The organism is Desulfitobacterium sp. (assembly GCF_035539115.1).
GTDB lineage: Bacteria > Bacillota > Desulfitobacteriia > Desulfitobacteriales > Desulfitobacteriaceae > Desulfitobacterium_A.
Window position 1 is genome coordinate 1 of record NZ_DATLJA010000075.1, and the last position, 10,496, is coordinate 10,496.

Sequence of the window (10,496 nt, forward strand, 5' to 3'; positions counted from 1 at the left end):
AACTCTAAGTGCAACCAGCGGTTTTCGCTTTCCTACGATGCAAGTAGTTAAGTCCGGCAGGATAAGGCGACTAAGGCCATCGCTTTGGCGCTGGCCAAGTCTTCTTTATCGCAAAGCTCGGCGAAAGCCGGGTTTTCTTTACTTACAAACCAGAGCACTGATCACAGATTACCGGAAAGACCTCGCCGTTTTCGCCGGCGAAGAGGACGGTTTTCTGGCAACGTTCGCAAACAACTTGATAGGGATAAGCGACAAGCGGAGTGCTTCCAGTGAAACCTGAGGAATCAGGGGTTTGCGAAGTATTCGATTTTATCTGCATCGAATGAGCCTCCTTTATTTTGCATCGAATCTCGGTTTTCTGCTTTTTCCGTCTTATCCTTGTATTTTCTTCCATCTAATATACAATAGAATTCAAAGAATCACAAATGGAGGCGTGTAGCCAATGACAGATCTAAGAGAGATAGCCCCGAATATTTATCAATTGAAAGTTCCCTTGATTCTAAACGTACAATCCATCAATGTTTATATTTTTCGAGGAGAGACGCCTACCATAGTGGACACGGGGACAAATACCCCCGAAGTTTTTGAGACAATTCAAACGGCCCTTCGAAAATTGGGGATTAAGAAGCTTGAACAAGTCATTGCTACGCATTGGCATTCGGATCATGTAGGGGCTGCGCATCAATTTGCCAAAGAGGGTACCCGAATTTTAATTGGGTCCAAGGATTACCCGGAGTGGAAAACCTTTGCCAAGGGTGAGAGCTTTGAGATTTTCCGCGAATGGGCAAGGGATGAATGGGAGATACCCGATGGGCTCGTCATTGAAGGGATGATTAAGTCCTATGAAAAACTTCGCCGCTTAACCGCTTGGCCGGAGGGTGTTGAAGAAATCAAACCCCAACAAATGTTACACGCAGGAAATTATGATTTGAAAGCAATTCCTACCCCTGGACACACAATAGGACATCTGGCATTTTTTGAAGAACAACAGAAAATATTGTTTTCTGGCGATATGCTGTTACCCGATCAAGTGGCTTTTCCCGGGATTTGGCTTGAAGATGGAAAGGTCACGAGTGGCTTAGCGAGCCAGCTCCAAAGCATAGATCTGATGAAAAAGCTTGGTGCTCACCAATATTTACCGGCTCACGGTGAACCGCAACTAAATCCCTCCGAGCGCTGCCAAGAAACGCGGGCTCAGATCTTGACCCAAGTAGCAAATTATGATCCTACACTCTCCGTATATGAAGGAGCACTTCGTCTAAGGCAGGGAAAAACGAAACCTGGCGTCCTTTTTATGCAGCTTCACTATGTCTTTGGTTGGAAACAAGTCTTTGAATTAAGTCACCCACGGCCATGTATTTTTTAAATCTAAAATATGGTATAGTATCGTAAGGCAGCTGCTGATTCGTTGGTGGGTGTCTTACTTCGTTTTTAAAATTTTGCTTTTTAGATTGAGACAAAGAGGTTCATCAATATGCATAAACAGGGAGCACAGTCAAATACATATCGGAAGGCGAACTTGGCGTTAGGGGTAACTGCGCTGGGACTTGTCGCAGCTTACCCTTTCCAAACGCAGTTTTGGGGTGGACTCGTGACGAGTGGTTGCAGTGCCGGTTTAGTGGGGGGGCTGGCTGATTGGTTTGCAGTCACTGCACTTTTCCGCAAGCCGCTAGGCATACGGCCGGGTCGGGTTTTTCGTACAGCGATTATTCCTCGTAACCGGGAACGAATTTTTCAGGAACTGAGCCATATGGTTCAAGATGAGTTATTATCGGAAGAGGCTTTGACCAAGAAATTAACAGGGCTGGATTTTGCCGTCCTCTTGGAGAAACTGACGGATGCGCCAGGGCTTGCTAGGCTCGAGCCTAGTGCCAAGGCTTTGGTAACCTGCTTTTTCGCAAGCGTTAATCAGTCTGAAGAAGAATCTTTTTCACGCAAGTACGCGGATCTGGAAAAGGATCAGTCCTTTAGGTGCGCCATCAGTCAGATTCTCCGCGAGGTTTTTAAGCTCTCGCTAGCCAAAGGAACAGTGCAAAACGTGCTCGAGGTTTTGGTTCAGGAACTTAGCCTTTGGACTCAAAGTCCGGAAATGCATCGCACCTTGAAAAAATGGATTGATGATGCGCTTGCTGATTATGTCAACGAAAATTCCTCTCGGAAGATCGTCCAAATGTTTTTACCTGAATCCTCAACGATCGCTATGAAGATTCAAATGCAGGTTGCTAACGCTTTGACGGGAGGACAAGCTGTTCGGGCAGCTCTTGAATGGCTTGAAAACTTCATTCAGGGCTCTCGCTTCGATGAGTTGCTCAGCCAGGTTCTTCCCGGCCTCATGAAAAACGGCGAAAAATCACTCCTCACCCAAATTCAAACCAAGCTGAGTGATCCTGAAAGTACCCAGAAGCTGACAGAATTTCTCCTCAAGTACATTGAAAATTACCGCTTAGAATTAGAAGGAAATGCGGACAAACGAGCAGCGCTGAAGCTAAGCATACAAACGCTCCTTTTCCAAATCATAGCAGGCCAACATGACCGCATTGGGCGGTTTGTCAGGGAAGGGCTTGAGAAGTATTCGGATGAAATGTTGGTCGACTTGATCGAAGCAAAAGCCGGAGCAGACCTGCAAATGATCCGTATCAATGGCTCAGTCGTGGGGGCGTTTGCGGGGATCCTATTTTATCTGGTGAATTTTCTTTTGTAGAAAAGGAAAGGGTCGATTTACGATGAATTACCGTCGCCGCGCGAATGCGGTCTTAAGCATTGTTTTTATCTTATTTATTCTTGTCTCTGGGGCTAAGTATCTTTGGCCGGGCAATTTTATTCTCCGTTTTTGCCAGTTTGTACTCGAAGCGTCTTTAGTTGGCGGAATCGCAGACTGGTTTGCCGTCACAGCGCTCTTCCGGAAACCTTTAGGATGGCCATATCATACTGCCCTGATTCCACGGAATCGGACGAAAATGATTGAGGGAATCCGCGCGATGGTTGAGAAGGAATTGCTCAGCCAAGCGATGATTGAGCAAAAGATTCAGGGCTTAAAGTTCTCAAGAAAAATCCTTGGGGCGGTTGAAGAACGTGGAGGGACAGATTTCCTGACGGAAAAGCTGGCTGTCTTTCTCTCCAGCCTGAAGGCTCAGGTCGTTGGGGATAAAGTCGCCGGACAATTCAGCGCTCTGATCCGTATTAAAGCACAGGATCTAGGTATAGCCCGGAAAATTCTAGCTTACTCCCAATCCCTTCTTCATCGTCAAGAATTCGATCGGTGGCTGGATGAGCGGATTGAAGATTTATTGGTCTATGCTTCTGGATCAAGCGTACATTTCCAGATTCAGAGCTATCTTGAGAACCTGAAAGAGCAGCAATTGACGAGCGGAGGATTTTGGCAAAAGACCCTATTGGGTGTTTTCCAAGCCGCCGATGGGCTGAATCTTGATGAGGCAGCCGACGCCTTGCAAACTCATTTGATTTTGAGTATTCGGCGCTTAAAATACCCTGAAAATGATTTGCGAATCCAGTTAAAATCCCAGCTCGCATTAAGATTCCAGAGCTGGGAAAATGATGGGCTTACGGAAGGGCAAATCGAAGAATGGCTTGAACAGATCCTTGCTGAATTACCTCTTGAGTCTTATCTGGAAACGGGGATCGAAAAAGTCCTAAGCGCCTGGCAAGAAGGCAAATCGATCAACGGAGAAAGTTTGGTTGTTTTTCTTAAGCCTATCGTCGTCCGCTTTTGGGCGACCGTTCAAGCGGATTCCAAATTGCAGGAGACGTTTGATATGTTCTTCCGAGACACGCTTCTACAGCTTGCAAAAAAAGAACATCGCTTGATTGGTGAAATCGTTCAAGAGACCTTAGAGGATCTATCCGATGACGAACTGAACCAGTTTATCGAAGATAAAGCAGGCAATGACCTCCAATGGATTCGCATCAACGGTTCGATCGTTGGCGGTATCCTGGGAATTATCTTATTCATTGTTTTGAACTTTGGGTATCAGCCCTTGTTGATGGTTTTGAAGTAATACAAAAGACTAAGGAAGTGAGAGAACTCCTTGGTCTTTACAAGATACATAGAAGTTGGCATCCGTCTATAGTTTTGGAAGGGTGCAAAAGTTATTATTGACTAGATATAATTGAACGGTGTACAAATAATAAAAAATAGGAGGATTATAATTGGTAGCCAAGGAAGAGAAGCGTATCGAAATTCTCAAAGCCGCCATTAAGGTATTTTCTGAAGCCGGAATTGAAGGCGCCACCATTGAAGAGATCGCCAAGGAGGCCGGGATTGGTAAAGGGACGGTTTACGAATATTTCGAAAGTAAAAACACTTTGTTTCAAGAGATGGTCTGCTATAGTGGGAAACGTTTCCTAGAAGAACTGGTTCCCGTAATCGAGCAGGGGGATAATATGCTTGAGAAGCTTCGGTTAATCTCTCAGTTTTATGCTAGATTTCTGAAGAATCATTTGGATATTTTCAATTCATTAATGACTGGGTATTCCCTTTCTGAGACAATGCGTTCGCAACTGCTCAAGGAAATGTCCGTGATTTCTCAAGCGGTTGAAGATATGATCCGGGTCGGAATCCAAACGTTAGAGTTAAGGGCCAATGTCAATCCTGAGATTGCGGCTGCGTGTATTCTGGGGGGAATCCATAGTTATGCCATAAAAAAGATCTTCAGCGACGGGTACGGTCCCGACGAAATTGACCATGAAGGTATCGCTAAAGCTCTTTTGACGGGATTAATTTGGTAAGATAAAGTATTTCCTACGATTTTAAAGATAAGGAAGATATTAAGATTGTGAAAGATAAGTTTATCGATATTAAACCCATCAAAAACAAACGAACAACGGAAATTATCTTAGAACAAATTAAAAGCCTAATCATCGATGGTCAATTGGTACCAGGAGATAAATTCTTAACTGAAAGTGAACTTACGGAACGCTTTCAGGTATCCCGGACCTCGGTTCGAGAGGCTTTAGCTGCTTTAAGTTTGACAGGAATCCTCGAAATTCGACAAGGCGAAGGGATCTTTGTGAAATCAGCCTCTCCCAACTCGGTGATCGAACCGCTGAGTTTTATTCTGTTGTTAGAGAAAAATCAGTTGCAAAATATTCTCGAAGTACGGAAAGCCTTAGAAGTTGAGGCAGCGGGTCTAGCCGCAGAGCGACGCGACGAGGAAGATCTGGCTCACCTCAAAAGCATAGTTGAGCAAATGGAAGAGGATCTACCTGAAGCAAAACGCAGTGAACAATTAGATTTGGATTTTCACCTCGCTTTGGCACGAGCAAGCAAAAATCCACTCCTCAACCGGCTGATGAATACTGTTCAGGAAATTATGGGACAAACCCTTCAAGTTACGCGGGCGCTGTGGATGGCGGCAACGGCGGGGACAACCCATAGACTTTTCGAGGAGCATTGCGATATCTATGGGGCGATCAAGTCCCAGGATTCCGAAAAGGCACGCAAGTTAACCTATGAACATCTTCAAAAAGTTGAACTTGAGCTGGAAAAGTATAGGAATGATCCCAAATAACAGAACTTTACCAATTGAGGCAAAGTTCTTTTTTTCGCAATGTACAAAGTTAATTGAATATTTCTTAAGAATATTATATTATAAAAATACAGCATATCATAGGATGGTCAGACCAGTTAATTAAAGGAGGGCATAAAGTATGTTAAAACCAGAAGCTTTACGAGAACTCATTCAAGTCCTGGGCCAAGAAAATGTCCTTAGTGAAAAGGAAGACTTGATGACTTACGCATATGATGCGACAGCAGCCATGAAACGGGTACTCCCAGATGTTGTTGTATCCCCAGCCAATACGGAACACGTGATTGAAATCGTGAAAATCGCGAACAAATATCAAATTCCAATCTATCCTCGGGGGTCTGGAACGAACTTAAGCGGGGGAACAATTCCAGTGGATAATGGCATTGTGATGTCCATGCTGAACATGAACAAGATTCTCGAAGTGGATGATGAAAATCTAACTGCGAGTGTCCAACCCGGTGTCATTATTCAGGATCTGAACGATGCAGGTCTGCAACATGGGCTCTTCTATCCTCCCGATCCAGGCACAGTAACCACGGCGACCATGGGTGGTTCGGTTTCGGAGTCTTCAGGTGGGTTACGCGGCCTAAAATACGGAGTGACCAAACAGTATGTCATGGGTATGAAGCTCGTTCGCGCGAACGGCGATGTGATCAAGTGGGGCGGCAAAACCGTTAAAAATGTCTCCGGATACGATTTAACCGCGCTCTTTACCGGAGCGGAAGGAACGCTCGGGATCATCACCGAGATTCTGGTGAAACTTATTCCCGAACCCGAGGCGAAGAAGAGTATTCTCGGCGTCTTTGATGATATTGATAAAGCGGGTAATGCGATTTCGGCGATTATTCGCCATAAAGTTATCCCGGCAACCCTGGAAATCATGGATAACATGACGATTCGAACGGTTGAGAACTTCGCCCATGCAGGGCTGCCCGTTGATGCGGAAGCCATTCTCCTCTGTGAAGTGGACGGCTATAAAGAAGCGGTCGAGCGCGAGGCCACGCTTGTCGAAAGGATCCTGGCAGAAGAAGGCGCGACCGAAGTGAAACTAGCTAAGGATGACAAAGAGCGTGACCAGATCTGGTTTGCTCGCCGGAATGCACTCCCGGCACTTGCACAGCTCAAACCGACCACCGTGCTCGAAGATGCCACTGTTCCTCGGAGCAAGATTCCGGATATGCTTAAAGCGATTCGGCAAATTGCGACGAAATACAACCTAACCATCGGAACCTTTGGACATGCCGGCGATGGCAATCTTCATCCGACGATCCTCACCGATGTGCGAGACACTGAAGAAATGGTTCGCGTTGAGCAAGCCGTCGAGGAAATCTTCCAAGTGGCGATCTCTCTAGGGGGAACCCTATCCGGAGAGCATGGGATTGGTATGGCGAAAGCGAAATTCCTACCCCTCGAATTCGGTGAAGCCGGTGTAAAATTGCTGCGAGACATCAAAGAAGCCATGGACCCGAACTATATCTTAAACCCTGGCAAAATGGTGAGGAGGGACTAAAGTGAGCATTTACAGTTCACTCAACTCCATTAGTGAAGAACTTAATAAATGTATGAAATGCGGAAACTGCCAAGCAGTCTGTCCGATCTATAAAGAAACGCGGAAGGAAGTTGGATCCGCTCGCGGAAAGATCACCTTGATTGAAACCCTTCTTAGTGGTGAGCTGGAGATGACCGAGGGATTAGCTGATCGCCTCTCGCTGTGTACGACCTGTATGGCCTGTACGGCGAATTGCTCCTGTGGGGTGCGTTTTGATAAAATCATTCTCGCTGCCCGTGCCGAAGCGGTACGCCAAGAGGGCTTACATCCGATCAAAAAGATCGCCTTTACTGCGCTCAAGATGAATCGCCTGTTTGATCTTGGCATGAAGTTTGGAAGCGCCTTCCAAGGTTTAGCGATGAAACGGATTAAAGGAAGCGATAAAGGAGCCCGTCTCCGTTTTGATTTCGGATTGGGCAACAAAGTCCTCCCGAATTTAGCGAGAAAGCCGCTCAAAGATGAGTTGCCAGAGGTAATCACAGTTAAAAATCCCAAGATGCGCGTTGCTTTTTATATTGGCTGTGTGACCAACTATTTTTATACCGATATGGGCAGAGCAGTCGTCGAAGTCCTCACGGAAAATGGGTGTGAAGTTATCGTGCCTAAGGATCAAGGATGCTGCGGAACGCCTGCCTCGGTCAACGGAGATGTCAAATCCGCCCAAGCTAGTGCGCGGCTTAACCTGTTAGCCTTTGAAAAAACGGGTGCCGATGCTATCGTTTCCAATTGCTCTTCCTGTGGGGAGTCTTGGAAACATGTTTTCCCTCAACTCTTTGATGATGATCCAGAGATGAAGGCCCTCGCCGATAAATGGGCGGCTAAGACCTATGATATTTCAGAATTCCTCATTCATAAGGTTCCGTTCAAAAGAGAAGGTCTAGGCCGCGTCGAGCGCAAAGTGACCTACCATGATCCCTGCCACTTAAACCGCGGTCAAGGAATAAATCAGGAACCACGTGAAATTCTTAAAGCAATTCCCGGGGTTGAACTGATTGAGATGAAAGAACCAGGCCGTTGCTGTGGTATGGCCGGCTCCTTCATGCTTGTGCATCCTGACCTTTCAGCTCAAATTTCGGATAAAAAGATTGCTGATATTGCCCAAACTCACACAGATACGGTCGTAACGGGTTGTCCGGCCTGCCGACTACAACTGGCCAGTGGTGTTGAAAATGCTGGCCTTCAAGAAGATGTCGTGCATACGATTCAACTCCTTGCGGAGTCTTATAAAGTAGGCAAAAAGAGTATATCGGCAGCAGCACGGTAAATAGCAAATTACCGAAAAGAGGTATAAACCGCATGGTTTATACCTCTTTTCTACCTGGCTCCACGGTATTGAATCGTCAGGATAAAGTGGGAAGAATCCTTGGATAGGTCAACGACCCGTTTTTTTTCGATTGAATTTCCGTCGGAGTCAAAAAGAATTTGAATTATCGGTTGAGTGAGATTCGGGTAAGAAAATTGCAGGACAACTCCCCTCTCCCCACTATTTAGGGTCACCAGGGAATTCGCGGGATAGAGCTGAACTGTACTCAGGAAGGCCTGGATCACCTTTGGCGAAAAATCGGTACCCGAGCCTTTCAGAAGAATCTCGAGGGCATGGTAGGGTGGTAGTGCGGCATGATAAGGACGATCCGTGGTTAAAGCATCAAAGACATCAGCAATTGCTATAATTTGAGCAGAGGGCAATATCTTCTTTTCAGCTAATCCCTGCGGGTAGCCACTTCCATTCCAGCGTTCGTGGTGCTGAAGAATGGCAGTGAGAACGCCCTCGGGCAAGAGGAAGTTAGAGGTCCGTTCTACACCCCGGGTAGGATGAGTTTGGATGATGGCGAATTCATCCAAATTAAGGGCGCCCGGTTTATTAAGGATTTCGTTGGGAATATCCAATTTGCCAATATCATGGAGTAAAGCACTGAGGACCAGACGGCGAAGTTTTTCCCCTTTAAAGTTCATGGCTTTTCCGATAATATAGGAAAGAAGAGCGACATTGACGGAATGCTTATAAGTAATCTCCTTTGAGGTACGTAATAGTTCAAAATCAGAAGAAAGGTCTGATAAGTGCTCGATTAATTGATCAATAAAGTTGACCGCCTGAAAAAAGAGTTCCGGCCTGAAAAGACTGGTTTCGCAATAAATCAGGTGCAACCAAGGTGCAGTCAAGGGGAAGTTGAGAAGCACGGAAGCGTAGGAATCATCGTTGAGACAATTGCAGGATTCCGTCCATTCGTAATATAGAGAATTGATGTCTTGCTCATTAAAAAATGCAGCGAGTGAGGGTGTTATTTCCTGTCCTTTACCTAAGAGAAGAGCTCCTCGGTGATCGAAATAATCCTGATATGCAAGCTCTCCACCTTGAAATTGGTGATGAACGGGATCCAGTATAAATCGCATGACAAACGCCCCCTGTTCAGGTAGTGAGCTATATTTCTACATAAGGGGTGGAAAATCCTTTTTAATTTGGAATTTTATGAAGTAATATGAATAAATGAGTCATCTGTTTGTTTTAGAGAGTGATAATGAATAAATTAAGAAGATTAAAGAAAACCATTTGACCTTTACTGACCTTTGTACTAAAATAGGATTAATGGGAAAGGATATTAGGAAACAGACAAGCGGATAATGAATTTGAGAAAAGAGAATTAAGGAGGATTCAGTATGGGTTATCTAGTGCCAATGGTTATTGAACAAACGAATCGTGGGGAGCGGTCTTATGATATTTATTCCAGACTGCTTAAAGACAGGATTATTTTTCTCGGAGGGCCGATTGATGATGATGTAGCCAACCTTATTGTTGCGCAATTCTTATTCTTGGAAGCCGAGGATCCAGAGAAAGATATCTTCCTTTATATTAATAGCCCTGGTGGATCGATTAGTGCAGGCATGGCCGTCTATGATACGATGCAATATATCCGTCCAGACGTGCATACGATTTGCATTGGGCTCGCAGCAAGTATGGGATCCTTCCTACTTACTGCTGGCGCCAAAGGAAAACGGACCGCGCTTCCTAATTCCGAGATTCTTATTCACCAACCCCTGATTGGCGGGGGCGGAATTTCTGGGCAAGCTACGGAAGTTGAAATCCATGCCAAACATTTGATCCACGTGCGGGAAAGAATGAACCGGATCTTGGCCGAACGAACCGGTCAAACGGTCGAGAAAATTGCAGCAGATACCGACCGCGATCATTATATGACGGCTGAAGAAGCCAAGGAATACGGTCTTATCGACGAAGTCCTCGAGAAGCCTGTTGCCTCTTTAACAAAGAAAGAATAACTCAACGTCAAAAGGCTGTCACAGATTATCTGGGGCAGCTTTTTGATACTAACAGAAAGTATAAATTTTTGGCAGATAGCATAAGTGCAACTAAGGCTTCCGCCTACACCAGAGGCTTGGCGTAAGCC

Annotated in this window: 10 protein-coding genes; 8 read left to right on the top strand and 2 right to left on the bottom strand. The window is 45.5% G+C overall.

Translation table 11 applies throughout. The features are described from left to right. Window positions 1-142: 142 nt before the first annotated feature. Window positions 143-319, bottom strand: a complete 177-nt coding sequence (locus VM640_RS12210) for a hypothetical protein (protein ID WP_325392590.1) — start codon at window positions 317-319, stop codon at window positions 143-145. Between the two features lie 123 nt (window positions 320-442). Between VM640_RS12210 and VM640_RS12215 the strand changes: the two genes are divergently transcribed. The 7 genes from VM640_RS12215 to VM640_RS12245 all read left to right on the top strand — a co-directional run bounded on the left by VM640_RS12215 (window position 443) and on the right by VM640_RS12245 (window position 8,359). Further along, window positions 443-1,366, top strand: a complete 924-nt coding sequence (locus tag VM640_RS12215; protein WP_325392592.1) for an MBL fold metallo-hydrolase — start codon at window positions 443-445, stop codon at window positions 1,364-1,366. Window positions 1,367-1,474: 108 nt separating this feature from the next. Continuing rightward, complete coding sequence (locus VM640_RS12220; protein WP_325392594.1) at window positions 1,475-2,701, top strand: DUF445 domain-containing protein; 1,227 nt, start codon at window positions 1,475-1,477, stop codon at window positions 2,699-2,701. 22 nt (window positions 2,702-2,723) lie between these two features. Beyond that, window positions 2,724-4,016, top strand: coding sequence for a DUF445 domain-containing protein (locus VM640_RS12225; RefSeq protein WP_325392596.1), 1,293 nt, complete (start codon window positions 2,724-2,726; stop codon window positions 4,014-4,016). 151 nt (window positions 4,017-4,167) lie between these two features. Further along, the gene (locus VM640_RS12230; RefSeq protein ID WP_325392598.1) at window positions 4,168-4,746 is read left to right on the top strand and encodes a TetR/AcrR family transcriptional regulator; all 579 of its coding nucleotides are present in this window, start codon (window positions 4,168-4,170) and stop codon (window positions 4,744-4,746) included. Window positions 4,747-4,808: 62 nt separating this feature from the next. Beyond that, window positions 4,809-5,528 (top strand): FadR/GntR family transcriptional regulator, encoded by a 720-nt coding sequence (locus VM640_RS12235; protein WP_325392608.1) that lies wholly within the window; start codon window positions 4,809-4,811, stop codon window positions 5,526-5,528. Window positions 5,529-5,667: 139 nt separating this feature from the next. Further along, window positions 5,668-7,056 carry an FAD-binding oxidoreductase gene (locus VM640_RS12240; RefSeq protein ID WP_325392600.1) on the top strand — a complete coding sequence of 463 codons (1,389 nt, stop codon included), beginning with the start codon at window positions 5,668-5,670 and terminating at the stop codon, window positions 7,054-7,056. Between the two features lies 1 nt (window position 7,057). Beyond that, window positions 7,058-8,359: a (Fe-S)-binding protein gene (locus tag VM640_RS12245; protein WP_325392602.1), complete on the top strand. Its 1,302-nt coding sequence runs from the start codon at window positions 7,058-7,060 to the stop codon at window positions 8,357-8,359. Window positions 8,360-8,409: 50 nt separating this feature from the next. On the opposite strand, the gene VM640_RS12250 is transcribed toward VM640_RS12245, so the two are convergent. Continuing rightward, the gene (locus VM640_RS12250; protein WP_325392604.1) at window positions 8,410-9,486 is read right to left on the bottom strand and encodes an HD-GYP domain-containing protein; all 1,077 of its coding nucleotides are present in this window, start codon (window positions 9,484-9,486) and stop codon (window positions 8,410-8,412) included. Between the two features lie 264 nt (window positions 9,487-9,750). Between VM640_RS12250 and clpP the strand changes: the two genes are divergently transcribed. Continuing rightward, window positions 9,751-10,368, top strand: coding sequence for an ATP-dependent Clp endopeptidase proteolytic subunit ClpP (gene clpP / locus VM640_RS12255; RefSeq protein WP_325392606.1), 618 nt, complete (start codon window positions 9,751-9,753; stop codon window positions 10,366-10,368). Window positions 10,369-10,496 lie beyond the last annotated feature (128 nt).